14 protein-coding genes and 1 tRNA gene are annotated in these 16,562 nt (G+C 65.8%); 12 read left to right on the forward strand and 3 right to left on the reverse strand.

The window, feature by feature from the left end:
* Positions 1 to 237: 237 nt before the first annotated feature.
* A complete protein-coding gene (locus M2342_RS16525; RefSeq protein WP_264571856.1) occupies positions 238 to 1,617 on the forward strand; it encodes an MATE family efflux transporter in 1,380 nt (459 codons plus the stop codon).
* Here the strand turns inward: M2342_RS16525 and M2342_RS16530 are convergent.
* Positions 1,592 to 2,407: a zinc-ribbon domain-containing protein gene (locus tag M2342_RS16530; RefSeq protein ID WP_264579882.1), complete on the reverse strand. Its 816-nt coding sequence runs from the start codon at positions 2,405 to 2,407 to the stop codon at positions 1,592 to 1,594. The two genes, M2342_RS16525 and M2342_RS16530, sit on opposite strands and share 26 nt — an antisense overlap.
* A 219-nt stretch (positions 2,408 to 2,626) precedes the next feature.
* On the opposite strand from M2342_RS16530, the gene ftsE reads away from it, so the two are divergent.
* The 10 genes from ftsE (at position 2,627) to M2342_RS16580 (ending at position 14,065) form a co-directional block, all read left to right on the forward strand.
* Positions 2,627 to 3,364: a cell division ATP-binding protein FtsE gene (gene ftsE, locus M2342_RS16535; RefSeq protein WP_264579883.1), complete on the forward strand. Its 738-nt coding sequence runs from the start codon at positions 2,627 to 2,629 to the stop codon at positions 3,362 to 3,364.
* A gap of 3 nt (positions 3,365 to 3,367) precedes the next feature.
* Positions 3,368 to 4,282, forward strand: coding sequence for a cell division protein FtsX (locus M2342_RS16540; RefSeq protein ID WP_264579884.1), 915 nt, complete (start codon positions 3,368 to 3,370; stop codon positions 4,280 to 4,282).
* A complete protein-coding gene (locus M2342_RS16545; protein WP_264579885.1) occupies positions 4,279 to 4,809 on the forward strand; it encodes a YdcF family protein in 531 nt (176 codons plus the stop codon). The genes M2342_RS16540 and M2342_RS16545 overlap by 4 nt, the downstream gene beginning before the upstream one ends.
* A gap of 17 nt (positions 4,810 to 4,826) precedes the next feature.
* A complete protein-coding gene (locus M2342_RS16550) occupies positions 4,827 to 5,573 on the forward strand; it encodes a lysophospholipid acyltransferase family protein (protein ID WP_264579886.1) in 747 nt (248 codons plus the stop codon).
* Positions 5,574 to 5,714: 141 nt separating this feature from the next.
* A complete protein-coding gene (locus M2342_RS16555; protein ID WP_264573796.1) occupies positions 5,715 to 6,518 on the forward strand; it encodes a DUF1134 domain-containing protein in 804 nt (267 codons plus the stop codon).
* A 142-nt stretch (positions 6,519 to 6,660) separates the two neighbouring features.
* On the forward strand, positions 6,661 to 7,551 hold the full coding sequence (gene yghU, locus M2342_RS16560; RefSeq protein WP_264573797.1) for a glutathione-dependent disulfide-bond oxidoreductase: 891 nt from the start codon (positions 6,661 to 6,663) through the stop codon (positions 7,549 to 7,551).
* A gap of 219 nt (positions 7,552 to 7,770) precedes the next feature.
* A complete protein-coding gene (locus M2342_RS16565) occupies positions 7,771 to 10,857 on the forward strand; it encodes a response regulator (RefSeq protein ID WP_264579887.1) in 3,087 nt (1,028 codons plus the stop codon).
* Positions 10,854 to 11,720 (forward strand): CheR family methyltransferase, encoded by an 867-nt coding sequence (locus M2342_RS16570; protein WP_264571847.1) that lies wholly within the window; start codon positions 10,854 to 10,856, stop codon positions 11,718 to 11,720. The genes M2342_RS16565 and M2342_RS16570 overlap by 4 nt, the downstream gene beginning before the upstream one ends.
* Positions 11,710 to 13,533, forward strand: a complete 1,824-nt coding sequence (locus tag M2342_RS16575) for a response regulator (protein WP_264579888.1) — start codon at positions 11,710 to 11,712, stop codon at positions 13,531 to 13,533. Before M2342_RS16570 ends, M2342_RS16575 begins: the two co-directional genes overlap by 11 nt.
* 208 nt (positions 13,534 to 13,741) lie before the next feature.
* Positions 13,742 to 14,065 carry a PspC domain-containing protein gene (locus tag M2342_RS16580; RefSeq protein ID WP_264579889.1) on the forward strand — a complete coding sequence of 108 codons (324 nt, stop codon included), beginning with the start codon at positions 13,742 to 13,744 and terminating at the stop codon, positions 14,063 to 14,065.
* A 30-nt stretch (positions 14,066 to 14,095) separates the two neighbouring features.
* Here M2342_RS16580 and M2342_RS16585 read toward each other — a convergent pair whose 3' ends face one another.
* Together M2342_RS16585 and M2342_RS16590 are read right to left on the reverse strand one after the other, a co-directional pair.
* Complete coding sequence (locus tag M2342_RS16585; protein WP_413715151.1) at positions 14,096 to 14,710, reverse strand: LON peptidase substrate-binding domain-containing protein; 615 nt, start codon at positions 14,708 to 14,710, stop codon at positions 14,096 to 14,098.
* Positions 14,711 to 14,717: 7 nt separating this feature from the next.
* Positions 14,718 to 15,629: a tetratricopeptide repeat protein gene (locus tag M2342_RS16590; RefSeq protein ID WP_264577225.1), complete on the reverse strand. Its 912-nt coding sequence runs from the start codon at positions 15,627 to 15,629 to the stop codon at positions 14,718 to 14,720.
* A gap of 174 nt (positions 15,630 to 15,803) precedes the next feature.
* Between M2342_RS16590 and M2342_RS16595 the strand changes: the two genes are divergently transcribed.
* A tRNA-Gly gene (locus M2342_RS16595) sits at positions 15,804 to 15,878 on the forward strand.
* Positions 15,879 to 16,562: the final 684 nt, after the last annotated feature.

The following is a 16,562-nucleotide window of genomic DNA, read 5'->3' on the forward strand; positions in this document are numbered from 1 at the left end:
TGCACGCGCTTTTATCACGATTTTTGCAGTCCTTGTGTCGCGGGCGCCAGAAGCCCGGTCATGGCTGCGCCGGAAGGACCGATCCGATGCCACGCGGCTGTGCTGACTATGCGTTCCGTCACTTCGATGATCCACAGCCTGCGCCGCGCGAATCAGTATGCCCGACGCGTGCGCGGAATGCATAACTTCTCCCGGTCCCCCTCCCTCTTTCCTCTCCTCTCCTGATCAAGCAGCTTCATGTCCGACACTGACACCATCCTGCCGCCCCGCCACACCGGCCTGCTGAGCGAGGCCCGCCGCATCGCGTGGCTGGCCTGGCCGATCGTCCTCACCAACCTCAACTGGACGATCATGCACCTCGTCGATGTGACGGTGGTGGGCTATGCCGGCACGAGCGAACTCGGGGCATTGGCGGCCGGCCGGGTGGTGATGTTCGTCATCCTGATGCTGCTGCTGGCCGGCATGTCCGGCGTAATCGTCTTCACCAGCCGCGCGGATGGCGGCGGAGACCTGCACCGCACCGGGGCGCTATGGCGGGAAGCGGTGCTGACCGGCCTTTTGCTCGGCGTGCCCAGCGCCGTCGTCATCGCGCTGTTCGCCCAGCCCCTGCTGGCGCTGACCGGCGTCGCCGATGCGCTGGTCGATCCCGGCGCGCATGTGCTCGCCGCGATGATGCTGGGCCTGCCCGGGCAGATGCTCTCGATCGGCTGTGCGTATTTTCTGGAAGGGGTGAGCGCGCCGCGCCGGGTGTTGATCGTCAACCTCGCCACCTTGCCGGTCAACGCCGTGCTGACCTGGGCCATGGCGCTCGGGCATCTCGGTTTCCCGGCGATGGGCGCGTTCGGCGCCGCGCTGGCGACGTCGCTGACCTCGCTGGGCGGCGGCCTGGCCATGGCCTATATGGCGTGGACGCTGCCAAGCGCGCGCGAGCGCGGATTGCGCCGTCTCGACCTGGCGGCCTGGCGCAGCGCGCTGAGCGGCATCGGCGCGATCGTCCGCTTCGGCGCCATGCCTGGCATTGGCGCCGCCATGGAAGTGCTCGGCTTCTCCTATCTCATGATCCTCTCCACGCGGATGGGCGAGATCGTGGCCGGCGGCTTTCAGGTGATGCTCTCGCTGCACAATCTCGGCTTTGCGCTGGCGCTGGGGCTCGGCTCGGCGGCAGGCGTGCGGGTCGGCAATGCGGTGGGCGCGGGCGAGCCATGGGAGGCGCGCAGCCGCACCATGATCGCGTGCGGCCTCTCCATCCTGTTCATGGGTGCGGTGGTGCTCGCCTATCTGCTCTTCGGCCGGCCGATTGTCGCCGGACTCACCGCGCAACCGGCCGTGGCGCGGGAAGCGCTTATCATGCTGCTCATTCTGGCTCCCTTCATCCTGTGCGATGGCATCCAGGCGATCTTCGTCGCCGCGCTGCGCTCACTGGGGGATCAGGTGGTCGCCAGCGTCAATGGCATCATCGCCTTCTTTGGCGTGATGGGCGTCATGGGCTGGTACGGCCATGCGCAGGGCTGGGGATCGGCGGGTCTGGCGTTCGCCGCAGCGCTTGGCATGGCGGCGGCGATGGTGCTGCAGGCAGCGCGCTTCTGGCAGGTCAGCCTGCGTTATCGGCGAACCTGAGTTCAAGGTTGCGCGCGTTCTTGGGGATGTCCAGCCGGCTCTCGGAAACGCGCGCTTCCTCATTGGGCTTGAGCGTGGACTTGTCCGCCTTGGTCATCCAGCTGAACACCAGCCGACCCTGATCGTCGCGCAGCTCGACCACCACCGGCGGAACGGTCTGTTCCTGGTCGCTATCGTTGAGGATGCGGGCGCTGAACGCGAAATATTCCTCGCCGGTCGGCAGGTTGCGGCGCTCGGGCGGCTTAGGCAGGTAGAAATTGAGGCCGGAGGTCGCAGGCGCACCGCCAAAGCCGAGCGCAACGGCCCAGTTGGGCGGGCCGAAATAGGCGAGCGCACCGCCGGCAAGGCTCACCGCGACGAAGAAGGCGAGCGCCGCGGCCGTCCAGAGCCTGGCGGGATTGCGTCGCGGACGCGTCGGCGCCTCGGCTGGCTCGTCGGGATAATGGACGAACTCCTGCGACGGCGCGGCAGCAGGCGGCGGATCGATCGGGTCGTGACGCGGTTCAGCCGGGGGCGCTGCGGCGGCGGTTTCCTCAGTGCCGACCGCGACCGGCGCCACAGGAGCCTGCGCTTCGGCGCTCTCGACGGGTGCGGATGCGGGGACCTCATTCGGCGCAAGGCCGGCGTCCGCCGCAGCATCGGCCATCGCCGGCTCGGGGCGCTCCACCGGTGCGCCCTCCTGAAACCAGCTGTGGCGGCAAGACGCGCACCGGACCTGACGGCCCGCAGCACCAATCGCGCTATCGGGCACAACATAGCGTGTGGCGCATTGAGGGCAGACGAGGATCATCGCGCTCCATAAACACCGGTTTCCCGCAGAGGGCAAGCGGGCGTTTGAACGTGGCCGGGGATATCCCCACAGCGACGGACGGCAGGGCCTGTGGGACGCGCGCGAGGCCGGCGCACCATCCGCCACCTTGCCCGCAATGGGGGCCTGTGCCATGCACGGCGCGGCAGATCATCGGCGGGCGTGGCCGCGCGCCATTAATGGGGACATGCAATCGCGGCGATGGCTAGAATAGTCCAGTTCGAGAATGTCGGGCTGCGGTATGGGCCCGGCCCAGAGACGCTGTCCGACCTCAGCTTTTCGCTCGACGAAGGGGCCTTCTATTTCCTCACCGGCGCGTCCGGCGCGGGCAAGACCTCGCTGCTCAAGCTGCTCTATCTCGCCCAGCGCCCCAGCCGCGGCGCGATCCGCCTGTTCGATGCCGATATCGTCACCCTGCCCCGCGCACGTCTGCCGAGTTTCCGCCGTCGCATTGGCGTGGTGTTTCAGGATTTCCGGCTCGTCTCGCACCTCTCGGCCTTCGATAATGTCGCGCTGCCGCTGCGCATCGCCGGTGTAAACGAAGATCAGATCCGCCCGCCGGTGGAGGAGATGCTGCACTGGGTCGGCCTGTCCGACCGCGCCCATGCCTTGCCCGCCACTCTCTCCGGCGGTGAGCAGCAGCGCGTCGCTATTGCCCGCGCCGTCATCGGCCGCCCCGAACTGCTGGTGGCGGACGAGCCGACCGGTAACGTGGATCGGGACATGGCGACCCGGCTCATCACCCTGTTCGAGGCGCTCAACAAGCTCGGCACCACCATCGTCGTCGCCACGCACGACACCGCCCTGCTCGGCAAGGTCTCCGGCGCGCGGACCATGCGGCTGGAGGGCGGACGCATGGCACCGATCGAGGGGCAGGATGGCGTCAGTGCGCTCCCCTCGCCCTATCGTCCAGCGCCCCATCAGCCGGGACAAGCCTGAGCCATGGCGCGCAATCCGCTTGAAGGCATGAGCCGCCCTTATCGTCCCGGCCCGCTGCTGCCGCAGGGCCGGCTGACCGGGCCGATGCCGTGGGTGATCGCGATCATGATGTTCCTGACCGTGCTGGCAACCGCCGCCGGCCTCGCCCTCAATCAAGGCGCGCGAGCCTTGGTGGATGAGGTCTCCGGCCGCGTGACCGTGCAGGTGGCCGAGGCCGATCCGCAGGCGCGCGGCCAGGCGGTGCGCCGCATCGTGGGCCTGCTCGATCAGGCCGAGGATGTCGGCACCGTGCATGTCGTGCCGGAGAGTGAACTGGCGGCGCAACTCGCGCCCTGGCTCGGCAATGACCTCAAGCTGGCCGATGTGCCTCTGCCAGCGCTGATCGATGCCGAGCTGCTGACCCTGGAGAGCGCCCGGTCCGAGCGCCTCGCTGTGCTCGACAAGGCAGTGAAAGAGATCAATGCCCATGCCCGCGTCGAGCCGCATGGCGATTATCTCTCGCCGCTGGCGCAGCTTGTCTGGTCCATCGGCCTCGTGGCCTTCGCCGTCGTCGCGCTGATGGCCTTTGCGACCGGCGCCGTGGTCGTGCTGGCCGCACGAAGCGCGCACGCCACCCATCGCGGTACCATCGACATCATGCACATGCTGGGCGCCACCGATGCGCAGGTGGTGCGCCTGTTCCAGCGGCGGATGATGCTCGATGCGCTGTTCGGCGGCGTTGTAGGTTACGCGGCGGCGACGCTCGTCATCATCCTCGTCGGCCGCTCGATGGCGGCTGTGGCGTCCGACCTGATGAGCAGTGCCTCGCTGCCTGGCATCGCGTGGATCATCTTCCCGCTGCTGCCGGTGGCGGGTGTGGGCGTCGCGTCGCTGTCGGCACGCCTCACCTTGCGGCGGGCGCTGGAGCGCTCCTTGTGATCCGGCGGTTTCTCTCGATCATCCTGCTGGTCTGGGCGTTCGGCTTTGCCTGGTTCGCCCTGCTGCTGCCCCAGCCGCAGGACGATGAAAAGACCGATGCAATTGTCGTCCTCACCGGTTCGGCAGGCCGCATCGAGCGCGGACTAGCCCTCCTCCGCCGCGACCAGAGCCGCCATCTGTTGGTCTCCGGTGTGGATCGGGACGTGCGGCGCGGCGAATTTGCCGCGCTTTACAGGGTTTCACCGGCACTGATGAGCTGCTGCATCACCTTGGGTCGTGAGGCGATCGACACGCGCTCCAATGCCATCGAGACGGCGCAATGGCTGCGCCGCAACCGTTACACCTCCGTGCGGATCATCACCACCGACTGGCACATGCGCCGCGCGCAATACGAACTCTCGCGCCAGATCGATCCTTCGGTCCGCATCGTGCCGGACGCGGTGCGGTCTCACCCCAGCCTGACCGTGCTGTTCCGCGAATATCACAAGTTCGCCCTGCGGCGGATTGCCGGTCTGCTCGGCATTTGAGCGGGAACGGAAAGCCCATGCCACCCCTGTCCCCGCTCGGCACGCTGGTGACGGCGCTGCGCTCGGCGCTGTTTTCGGTGCTGTTCTACGGCATGACCGTCTTCCTGCTGCTCGCCTGCCTGAGCGTGATGCCGTTCGGGGCGCGCAAGGTCGTGCCGCTCGCGGCGGTGTGGTCGCGCATTCACCGGTTCCTGGCGCGCTGGGTGCTGGGCCAGAAGATCGTCGTGGAGGGCGCCTTCCCTGACGAACCGGTGTTCATCGTCTCCAAGCATGAATCGATGTTCGAGACGCTGGACGCCGTGATCCTCTTCCATCGCCCGGTGATCGCCGCCAAGCGCGAGCTGGGGGACATCCCGGTCTGGGGCGCGGTGGCGCGGGCTTATGGGCTGATGATCGTCGACCGGGCAGGCGGTGCCAGCGCGCTGCGCGGCATCCGTGCCGAAGCGCGCGCCGCCTTTGCCGAGGGCCGCCCCGTGCTGCTCTACCCGGAAGGGACGCGCGTGCCGCATGGTGAGCGTGCCCCGCTCAAGGCTGGCTTTGCCGGGTTGTATTCCATGCTCGGCGTGCCCGTGCTGCCGGTGGCGCTGGATACGGGCCGGCTATCGCCCCGCAACAGTTTCCTGAAGCGCTCCGGCGTCATCACCTATCGGCTGGCGCCGCTCATTCCGCCCGGCCTGCCTCGTGCGGAAGCGGAACGCCAGCTGTTCGAGGCGATCAACAGCCTCAATGGACCGGCGCCCGGGCCGGAAATCGATTCGGTTTGACGCGAAATCGATTCGACTCACCGTTCGTTCATTGTCGTTTCATCCGGGCGAACGGATAGCTAAGCTCGAGCGGGGGTCTGATCGTGCCAGCGATATTGCGGCACGACCGCTGGCCGATCTGCGATTGCGGGAGACATTTGAATGAACCGGACGAGAGCACCGATCCAGCCTCTCATCACTTGGGCGATCGGGCTGGTGGCCAGCGCGGCACTGGTGGCGGCGCCTGCCGCGGCCCAGATCAACACGGTCGATCCCAACACGCAGATCGACGCGGATCTCGCGCCCGGCGCGCCGGCGAACCAGACGCCGCTGCCATCCGAGCCTGCGCCTTCTTACCCGCCAGCCGATCCGGTCTATAACGATCCGGCAACCAGCCCGCCGCCCGCGCCCCCGGCGAGCACCACGGCTCAGACCGCAACCACAGCGACCGAGGCCGCCGGCGTGCCAGAGAATGCCGCCGCAAACACCTACAAGAAGGACGATCTGATCGGCGCGGCCGAGGGCGTTTTCGGCAAGGGCGCTGAAGGGCTCGCCGGCATCATCGAGAACATCCTCAAGGATCAGGGCGAGCCGATCGCCTACATCGCCGGGCGCGAGGCCTCGGGCGCCATCGGTATCGGCCTGCGCTACGGATCAGGGACGTTGTTCCACAAGATCGAGGGCCAGCGCGACGTCTACTGGACAGGCCCCTCCATCGGCTTTGACCTCGGCGGCAATGCCGCGAAGACCTTCGTGCTCGTCTACAATCTCTATGACAGCCAGGAGCTCTATAAGCGCTTCCCGGCCGGCGAGGGCGCCGCTTATCTCGTTGGCGGTTTCAACGCGAGCTACATGCGCTGGGGCGATATCGTGCTCATCCCCATCCGGCTGGGCGTCGGCTATCGGCTGGGCGTCAACGCCGGCTACATGAAGTTCACCGAAAAGCGCAACTGGCTGCCCTTCTGAGCATCCACGCGAGCGGCGCATCCACCGATCAGGTAAAGCGCCGCTTTGCGCGGGCAGAGACAAACTCATCCCACGCAGCGCTGGTCTGTGCGCGCGCATGCGCTAGATTGGCGGCATAACACCGCGCACAGGAGACAAGACCATGGCCGACAGCGACCCCGCCAACAATCTGCCCGCCGGATATGTTCCGCCCAAGGTGTGGCGCAACGAGACAGAGAATGGCGGGCAGTTCGCCAGTATCAATGCGCCGACGGCGGGCGCGCGGCAGGACATCACCCTGCCCATCGGCGAACATCCGCTCCAGCTCTATTCGCTGGGCACACCCAATGGTCAGAAGGTCACGGTGATGCTCGAGGAGCTGCTGGCCGCGGGCTATGACGCGGAATATGATGCTTGGCTGATCAAGATCTACACCGGCGAGCAGTTCGGCAGCGATTTCGTGAAGATCAACCCGAACAGCAAGATTCCGGCGATGATGGATTACAGCCAGAACCCGCCGCTGCGCCTGTTCGAGAGCGGTTCTATGCTGGTCTATCTGGCCGAGAAGTTCGGCGCCTTCCTGCCGACCGACGTGCGCAAGCGCACCGAGACGTTCAACTGGCTGATGTGGCAGATGGGCTCCGCGCCGTTCGTCGGCGGCGGCTTCGGGCACTTCTATGCCTATGCGCCGATCAAGATCGAATATGCCATCGACCGCTACGCCATGGAAACCAAGCGCCAACTGGACGTGCTCGACAAGCAATTGGCCGACAAGGAATTCATCATCGGCGACGAGATCACCATCGCCGATTTCGCCATCCTGCCCTGGTATGGATCGATGATGCGCAGTGCCTATGATGCGCAGGAGTTCCTCTCGGTCCATGAGTATCGCAATGTCGACCGCTGGGTGACGCAACTCCATGCCCGCAAGGGTGTGAGCCGCGGCCTGCTCGTCAATGCTGCAGGACGCCCCGGCGGCGGCATCGCCGAGCGACACAGCGCCAAGGATCTCGACGACGCCATCGCCGCAGCGGCGGAAAGCGCGCCCGCATGAGGCGGCTTTAAACGCACAACGCGCATGGCCGGGTCAGCCAGGCCCGGCCATGCGCATCATCCTGCCTGTCCGGATTCCCCGGTTATCAAGGCGCCGAACAGCCCCGCCGAGAAATTTCTTCACGCATTTAAACGGTGCGGGAACCAAAATGCCTGATTGGCGTTCCCCTCGGGGGTCTGAGCTATCTGCCCTTTTGGCATCTGAAAGGGCGGGCATTAAGTGCTTCATAATAATCGCGAAGTGTTTCTCTATGCCGCCATCGCCTTCCTTCTGGCGATCCCGTTCGCCGGAGACCTGATCTTTCCGCTCGGCACCGCTGTCTGGGTCATCTACCTCCTCCCTACCGTTCTCGCCTTCCTCGCGTCCGCTCCCCTCGCGCCGCTCGTGACCGCGTCGCTGGCAACGCTGTTGACGATCATGGGCTTCTTCTTCGCGCGCGATGGAGTCGATCCGAACATCGCCATCGTCAACCGCGTCATCGGCGCCTCCGTGAACTGGCTGCTGGCCGCTGTTGGCGTCATGTTCATCCGCAGCAAGCTGGAAATCGCCCGGCAGGATTGGCTGCAGGCCGGGCAGGTCGGGCTTGGAAATGCCGTTGCTGGCGACCTGTCGATCGAAGAGGTCTCCCAGCGTGCCTTGCGCTATCTGGCCGAATATCTCGGCGCGCAAGCGGCTGCCCTGTTCGTCCGCGAGCAAGCGACCTTTCAGCGCCGTGCCGTTTATGGCGTTCCGCAAGACGCCCCCATTCCGCAGGAGATCACGCCCAATGATGGGTTGCTCGGTCAGGCCGTACGCGACAAGCGCAGCTTTCTGCTGACCGAGGTGCCGGAAAATTATCTCTATTACGGCTCGGCGTTCGGCCGGGCGGTCCCGCAGCAGATTCTGGTCGCGCCCGCGCGCGCCGATGGCGAAGTCAACGCCGTGATCGAACTGGGATTGACCGGCAAGACCACGCAAGATGCCGAAGCTTTCATGACGCGGATCGCCGCGCAGCTTGGCGTCTCGATCCGCTCGGCAGCCTATCGCTCGCAGCTGCAGGCGCTGTTGGAGGAAACCCAGCATCAGGCCGAGGAACTGCAGGCGCAGGGCGAAGAGCTGCAAGCCAATAATGAGGAGCTGGAAGCGCAGAGCCAGCGGCTGCTGGAATCGCAGGCGCGGCTTGAAGCGCAGCAGGCCGAGTTGGAGGAGAGCAACGCCTCGCTGGAAAATCAGGCCCATGAGCTTGAGGCCCAGCGCGATGAGCTGGAACAGGCCCAGGCCTCGCTTGAGGAGCAGACCGCCGAGCTTGAGAAGGCCAGCCGCTACAAATCCGAATTCCTCGCCAACATGTCTCACGAGCTGCGCACGCCGCTCAATTCGCTGCTCATCATGGCGCGGCTGCTCGGGGAGAACCGGGCAGGCAATCTCTCGGCCGATCAGGTCAAGCACGCCCGCACGATCGAATCCTCCGGCAATGATCTGTTGGCGCTGATCAACGACATTCTCGACATCTCGAAGATCGAGGCGGGCAAGGTGGAGCTGGACATCCGCCCGGCCAAGCTCTCGACCATGTTCGAACGCCTGAGCGCGACCTTTTCCGCAGGCGCGACCTCGAAGGGGCTGGCGCTGCGGACGGAAATCGACCCCGGCCTGCCAGCCGACATCCGCACCGACGCCCAGCGCGTCGAGCAGGTGCTCAAGAACTTCCTCTCCAACGCGATCAAGTTCACCGCCGCCGGTGAGATAACGCTGCGCGCATCGGCCGCGCCGGGCGGCGGCATCGCGCTGAGCGTGCGGGATACCGGCATCGGCATTCCGGCCGAGAAGCTGGGCATCATCTTCGATGCCTTCCGGCAGGCGGACGGGACGGTCAGCCGCAAATATGGCGGCACCGGCCTTGGCCTGTCGATTTCCCGCGAACTGGCCGGGCTGCTGGGCGGTTCGGTCGGCGTCGAGAGCGCTGCCGGCGAAGGCAGCGTGTTCACGCTGACGCTGCCGCTCGAGCTGGAGCCATCCGCGCTCGATCAGGGCCGCTCGCAATCCCGCCCTGCCCTGCCGGAACCCGCGCGTGGGCCGGCGATGCCAGCCTTGCCGCGCCAGTCGCCGGTGGCGGATGATCGCGAGGTACTTTCGGGCGATTCCCGCTTGATCCTCGTCGTGGAGGATGATGCGCGTTTTGCGGAAATCCTCGCCGACCTCTCGCACGAACTCGGTTTCCAGTGCCTCGTCGCGGGAACGGCGGACGAAGGCGTCTTGCTGGCCCGGCAATATCTGCCCCACGCCATCATCCTCGACATGAACCTGCCCGACCACACTGGCCTCTCCGTGCTCGACCGGTTGAAGCGCGACGTGCGCACGCGGCACATCCCGGTGCATATCGTTTCGGTCAGCGAGGATGCGCAGGCGGCGCTGGCCAATGGCGCCGTGGGCTATCTGCTCAAGCCGGTGCGGCGCGAGCAGCTGGTCGACATGCTCGAAGCGCTGGAAACGCGCATTTCGCAGCGGGTGCGCCGGGTGTTGGTGGTGGAGGACGATGCCCGCCAGGCCGAGAGCATCGGCCTGCTCTTGGGCTCGCGCGATGTCGAGACGGTGGCCGCACACAGCGCGGCCGAATGCCTCGACCGGCTTGGCACGACCAGCTTCGACTGCATGGTGCTGGACCTCAACCTGCCCGATACGCCGGGCCTCGATCTGCTCGAACGGCTGAGCGAGGATGAGACGATCGGCTTCCCGCCGGTGATCGTCTACACCGGCCGCGATATCTCCCCCGAGGAAGAGCTGCGCCTGCGCCGCTATTCCAAGTCGATCATCGTCAAGGGCGCCAAGTCCCCCGAGCGCCTGCTCGATGAGGTGACCTTATTCCTGCACCAGGTCGTTTCCGAACTGCCCGAGGCGCAGAAGGAGATGGTCGTCCGCTCGCTCAACCGGGATGTCGCGCTGGATGGCAAGACCATCCTCGTGGTCGAGGATGACATTCGCAATGTCTATGCGCTGACCAGCATTTTCGAGCCGCATGGCACAACTATTCGCATCGCCCGCAACGGCCGGGAGGCGCTCGACGCGCTGGACCAGTCCGCAAAGGGCGAGGCGCCGATGGTCGATCTGGTGCTGATGGACGTGATGATGCCGGAGATGGATGGCCTGACCGCTACCCGCCACATCCGCGGGCAGAACCAGTGGCGCAACCTGCCGATCATCGCCCTGACCGCCAAGGCCATGGACCGCGACCAGCAGGAATGTCTGGCAGCGGGCGCCAATGATTATCTCTCCAAGCCGCTCGACGTGGACAAGCTATTGTCGCTGGTGCGCGTGTGGATGCCGCGATGACCCCCGAAGCCGAGCTTGCCCCGCTGGACGTGCTGGAAGCCGATCTGCTCATCGAGGCGATCTGGCGACATTATCATTATGACTTCCGCGGATACTCGCGCAATTCGCTCCACCGCCGCCTGCTGCGTGCCCAGCCGCATCTTGGCTGCGAGAGCTTCTCCCAGATGCAGCATATCGTGCTGCGCAGCCCCGCCGCCTTTGGCGAGCTGATGCGCTACCTGACCATCCAGGTGAGCGAGATGTTCCGCGATCCCGATTATTTTCGGGCCCTGCGCGAGCAGGTGATCCCGCATCTGCGGACCTACCCCTCGATCAAGGTGTGGATCGCCGGCTGCGCCAATGGCGAGGAATTCTATTCCATGGCCATCCTGTTCCGGGAAGAAGGGCTGGAGGAACGCACGATCTTCTACTGCACGGACATCAGCCCCGGCGCCCTCAACAATGCGCAGAGCGGCGTCTACGAGCAGAGCCGCATCGCGAAGTTCACCGAGAACCACCGGCTGTCCGGCGGACACACATCCCTCTCCGATTATTATACCGCAGCCTATGGCGGCGTGGTGTTCGACAAGTCGCTGCGGTCGCGCGCGGTGTTCGCCGAGCACAGCCTCGCGACGGATCAGGTGTTTGCCGAGGCGCATCTGATTTCCAGCCGCAACGTGCTCATCTATTTCGACCGCGATCTGCAGGACCGCGCGATCGATCTCTTCGCCAATTCGCTGGTGCGCGGCGGCTATCTCGGCCTAGGCTCGCGTGAGACGCTGCGCTTCTCGCGGACGTCCGGCTGCTTTGATGACTTCGTGCCTCAGGAAAAAATCTATCGCCGCAACCTCGTCCCGTCACAGGAGCCCGGCCATGTCGCCTGATCCGGTCCGCATCCTCATCGTCGATGACGTGGTGGAAAATCTCGAAGCGCTCGAAGCGCTGCTGGCCCATGACGGCGTGGAGACGGCCCGCGCCGGTTCGGGCGCCGAGGCGCTGGAGCTGTTGCTGGTCAACGAGTTCGCCCTTGCCCTGCTCGATGTGCAGATGCCGGGCATGGATGGCTTCGAACTGGCCGAGCTGATGCGCGGCACCGAGCGGACCCGCCGGATCCCGATCATCTTCCTCACCGCCGTCGCAACCGACGAGACCCGGCGGTTCCGCGGCTATGAAGCCGGCGCCGTCGACTATCTGCTCAAGCCGATCGATTCCCTCGTGCTGCGCAGCAAGGTGGAGGTGTTCGTCGAGCTTCACCGGCATCGGCAGGCCCTGGCGCGCCATGGCGATGAATTGAGCCGCGCTCTCGGCCGACTGCAGGCGCACCGGGACAATAGCCCGCTCGCCATCGTGGAGTTCGATGACAGCGAGCGGATCGTCGGCTGGTCGAAGGGCGCCGAGCGCATGTTCGGCTGGAGCGAGCGGGAAATGCTGGGCGGCGACCTCGCCACGACAGCCTGGAGCGATGCCGATGGCACTGCCCCCCTGCACAGCCTGTTCGCGGACTTCCGCGCCGGCGTGAAACAGCGCGATATGCTGAGCCTCGTCCTGCACAGCCGGCAGGGGACAGACATCGATACGGAATGCTATTGTTCCGCGGTGCACGGTGCCGGCGGCCGCCTGCTTTCGGTGGAAGTGCAGATTCTCGACGTGACCGAGCGCCGAAGGGCCGAAAAGACCCAGCGGCTTTTAGTGGGCGAGCTCAACCACCGGGTGAAGAACACCATGGCCTCCGTGCAGGCCATCGCCTCGCAGACATTGCGCCATTCGGCCGATCCCGCCGATTTCGCGCCGACCTTCATTGGTCGCATCCATGCGCTGAGCAAGGCGCATTCGCTGCTGAGCGAAGCGACATGGAAAGCCGCGAGCCTGCGCGAGCTGATCCACGGCCAGTTCGATATGGGCGTGGTCGGTCCCGACCGCCTCTCCGCGTCCGGGCCCGACGTGGACCTGGAGCCCGAGCCGTCCCTGCATCTCTCCATGGTCCTGCACGAACTGGTGACCAACGCCCTCAAATATGGCGCGCTATCCACCGCAGAAGGCTACGTCGCGCTGAACTGGACGCTGGAGGATGAGCAACTGCATCTGGAATGGGTGGAGCGTGGCGGGCCGCCCGTCTCGCCGCCATCGCGCACCGGTTTCGGCAGCATGTTGATCGAGCGCAGCCTGCGCAGCGAGGGGGGGGCTTCCACCGCCACGTACGAGGCGGAGGGGCTGCGCTGGACCCTGACCCTGCCCTGTACCGTCGTGAGGAAGTCCGCCCCCGCCGCGATCCCACGGACGGCGCCCCAGCCCGTCCTCCAGGTTGCCACCGAAGGCTCGCTGGACGGCAAGTCCGTGCTCGTCGTGGAGGACGAGCCTCTGGTCGCGCTGGATATCCTAACGGTGCTGGGCGAGAGCGGCGCGCAGGTCATCGGGCCAGTCACCACGCATGACCAAGCGCTGGAGCAGGCCCGCACCGGCCAGTTCGACCTCGTGCTGCTGGATGGCAATCTGCAGGGCGAGACGGTCGAGGACATCGCAGCGCTGCTGCAGGCCCGCGCCATCCCGTTCCTGATGGTCAGCGGCTATGGTGCGGCGCAATTGCCGGACCTGCTCGCCCGCCAACCGATCGTGACCAAGCCGTTCAGTGCGGAGGAATTGCTCCGGGCTGCACGATCCCTGCTCGCGCCCAGCCCCGCCATGGATATCGCGGTCTAGCGCCGCGATCAAAGGAATGCCTCGGGACTGGGCAAGGTTAGTGAAATCTCCCACACGTCGGGAAAATTTTCACACCTTTCTGCCATGTCCGTCCCGCTGACGTTCAGCGAAATGGCGTAAAAGCGGCCCCAGCCACAAATTGGCACGACACATGCTTTGGAGAGGACAGCGGGTCGAACGGATCGGCCCGCCTTCAAGGAGCCAACCGATGTCCGCCTCACCCCCCTCGATGCTCGCACGCCCCGACACGCTGCTGGGAATCTGCCAGGCCATTGGCGAGGATCTCGGCATTAACCCGACCTGGGTCCGGGCGGCGCTGGCCTGTGGTGTCTTCTTCAATCTCGCTGCGACGGCGGCCATCTATCTCGGTCTCGGGCTTGTCGTGGCCGTCAGCCGCTGGCTGTTCCCTGCGCCATCGCGCCCAGTCGCGGATGTTGTGGTGGTCGACACAGACGCCGCGCACGCCGAGCCGGCTGCAGAGCCCATCGATCAGGGCACTCACGCGCCACAGCCCCTTCCACTGGCCGCCTGAGCCTATTCGGCTCCCGCGCCTGCCTGACGATCAGTGCAGGCGCTGGCTGCCCTGCCCGTCGCCCCGCCGCGCGAATTGCATGAGCTGGATTATCAGTTCGTTGCGGTCGCGCAGCGCATCGGCTTCGAGCAGGGCCTGTTTGGCCGCCGGATCGAAGGGTGCGATCTGCGCGATGGCATTCACCAGCATCTCGTCGTCCAGTGTCTCGACCGCGTCCCACTCGACCTCATAGCCAAGCGACGCGGCGAATGCCCGGGCCTCATCCTCCAGCGCGGCCCGCTCGCTGGGCGCCAGCACGCCGGGTTCATCCTCGACGCCTTCGATCATCTCGACTTCAACCTGACGGAAGGCGGTGGGGACATCCAGCTCCCGCTGCACGCGAAAGCGCGCCTCGCCGGCCAGAATGATGTTGAAGCGCCCGTCATCCAGCGCCTCGATCTCGGTGATCCGCCCCATGCAGCCGATGGAGAAGAGCGGGGCCGGCTCGCCCGGTCCGCTCGGCTGGATCATCCCGATGCGCTGGTCCTTGGCCATCGCCTCCGAGACCATCGCCCGATAGCGCGGCTCAAAGATGTGCAGGGGCAGGTGCATGCGCGGGAACAGCAGCGCCCCGCCCAGCGGGAAGATGGCCAGCCTGCGCTGCATCACAGCTTCAGGCGAAGAGAATTTGCGAGAGGCGACGGCGCTGGCCGGCAACCCAGGGATCTTCCAGCCCGACCACCTCGAAGAGCTGGAGCAGCTGCGTCCGCGCCTTGCCATCCTCCCAGCTGCGGTCGCGCGCGATGCTGGTCAGCAGCGCCTCGGCGGCGGCATCCCGGTCGCCATTGGCCATATGAGCGGCCGACAGCTCGAACAGCGCGTCATGATCGTCCGGATTGGCCTGGATGCGGGCCTGCAGCGGTGCCACGTCCACGCCCGGCGTGGCGGACCGCGCCAGCGCGATGGCCGAGCGTCCGCGCTCGATGGCCTTGTCGTGAGCCAGCGCCTCGGGCAGGCTGGCGACGAGCCCGTCCGCCTCGTCGAGATGCCCGGCCGCCACCAGGGCGCGGATCTGCCCGCCCAGCGCCTCGGCATTGTCCGGCGCCATCTCGCTGATCTGGGCGAAGATGGCGATCGCCCGCTCCGCATCGCCGCCCGCAAGCACGTCTTCAGCCATGGCCAGCAATGGCGCAATGTCCTGCGCACGCTGCCCCGCCTCGCTCTCGATGGGCAATTGCGCGAGGATCTGGTCGAGCATCTGGCGATACTGGCTCTCGGTGCGCGCCTGGGTCAGGTCCGCGACTGGCTGGCCCTGGAACACCGCGTAGACGGTGGGGATAGACTGGACGCGGAACTGGCTGGCGATGAATCGGTTCTCATCGACATTGATCTTGACGAGCAGCACGCCCCGGTCGGCATATTCGGCCGCGATCTTCTCGATGATGGGCGAGAGCTGCTTGCAGGGCCCGCACCATTCCGCCCAGAAGTCGACCATGACGAGCTTCGTTTGCGAAGGCTCGACAACGTCGCGACGGAACGCCTCGACGGCCTGCTTGTCCTGCTCGCTCAACCCGAGGGTGGCCACGTCATATCTCCTGCTGCCTGTCCGTTCGATCAGACCATATGGGGTGGAACGCCAACGCTCTGCAAGGGTGACAGGGAATCTTTGGAGAAAGCGCAAAAGGGGCTTGCCGCCTTCCAAAGGCGATGCTAGTTGCCCGCCTCACCCGACCGGAAGGCACTGCCCCGGTCCGCCAGAGCGGGCGTAGCTCAGGGGTAGAGCACAACCTTGCCAAGGTTGGGGTCGAGGGTTCGAATCCCTTCGCCCGCTCCAGTTTTTTCAAGAATTACATGATTGAACGGCCTTCGGGCCGGCTCTTCGTTGCGGCGCGGCGATCTGGTCGCTCAGCGCTCGGGAGCGCTCTGTCTAGGCGATCGGACATCGAGATTTGAAAAGGCGCTCGGTCCATGCGGAGAGCGTGGCGGCCACGGGCGGCCACCGATGGCGGGGGACCGCCCAGGTAAATGACCACGGCCGACCCTGCGCGCGTCCAACTCATTTGAGGTCGTGGCGTAGACCTATGCGGTCCCAGCCATTTCGCGACGCGTGGCGCTATAAACTCCAACAGGGCACCGTCGACCGTCCGACATGGTCTTCGGCTATCAGATAGCCCTCTCACGCTGCGCTTCTAGACGGAAGTTCGGTCTGGTGACAGTCACGCGCCCTCGCACTCGAAAGCGCCGCTCTCTGGGTTCATAGGCGCCACCAGAGTGCCAAGCCGATTGGCGAGCTGCGGTTGTAGGCGCTGGCGGCGGCGAGGCGTCCAAAGGACGGCATGCCAGTCCGACGGACGAGCCTTACCGACGCGGGGAGCAAGAACTGCTCGGCCGCCTTAGAGGTCCTTAGAACGCTACGTAACTGTTAGATACACGGCGCCTAAGACAATGCAGATTGCCTTTGGCGATAGCTTGAGCGAGCTTAGGGACGCGATCATGGCGCGGTCGTGTGTCCGTTATG

Source organism: Sphingobium sp. B8D3A (assembly GCF_025961995.1).
GTDB lineage: Bacteria > Pseudomonadota > Alphaproteobacteria > Sphingomonadales > Sphingomonadaceae > Sphingobium.

Bases quoted from the DNA above. Each gene is read 5' to 3' on its own strand.
- M2342_RS16555 (WP_264573796.1), top strand. From the start codon at position 5,715: ATGAACCGGACGAGAGCACCGATCCAGCCTCTCATCACTTGGGCGATC.
- yghU (WP_264573797.1), top strand. From the start codon at position 6,661: ATGGCCGACAGCGACCCCGCCAACAATCTGCCCGCCGGATATGTTCCG.
- ftsE (WP_264579883.1), top strand. From the start codon at position 2,627: ATGGCTAGAATAGTCCAGTTCGAGAATGTCGGGCTGCGGTATGGGCCC.
- M2342_RS16530 (WP_264579882.1), bottom strand. From the start codon at position 2,407: ATGATCCTCGTCTGCCCTCAATGCGCCACACGCTATGTTGTGCCCGAT.
- M2342_RS16525 (WP_264571856.1), top strand. From the start codon at position 238: ATGTCCGACACTGACACCATCCTGCCGCCCCGCCACACCGGCCTGCTG.
- M2342_RS16550 (WP_264579886.1), top strand. From the start codon at position 4,827: ATGCCACCCCTGTCCCCGCTCGGCACGCTGGTGACGGCGCTGCGCTCG.
- M2342_RS16570 (WP_264571847.1), top strand. From the start codon at position 10,854: ATGACCCCCGAAGCCGAGCTTGCCCCGCTGGACGTGCTGGAAGCCGAT.
- M2342_RS16540 (WP_264579884.1), top strand. From the start codon at position 3,368: ATGGCGCGCAATCCGCTTGAAGGCATGAGCCGCCCTTATCGTCCCGGC.
- M2342_RS16575 (WP_264579888.1), top strand. From the start codon at position 11,710: ATGTCGCCTGATCCGGTCCGCATCCTCATCGTCGATGACGTGGTGGAA.
- M2342_RS16580 (WP_264579889.1), top strand. From the start codon at position 13,742: ATGTCCGCCTCACCCCCCTCGATGCTCGCACGCCCCGACACGCTGCTG.
- M2342_RS16585 (WP_413715151.1), bottom strand. From the start codon at position 14,710: ATGCAGCGCAGGCTGGCCATCTTCCCGCTGGGCGGGGCGCTGCTGTTC.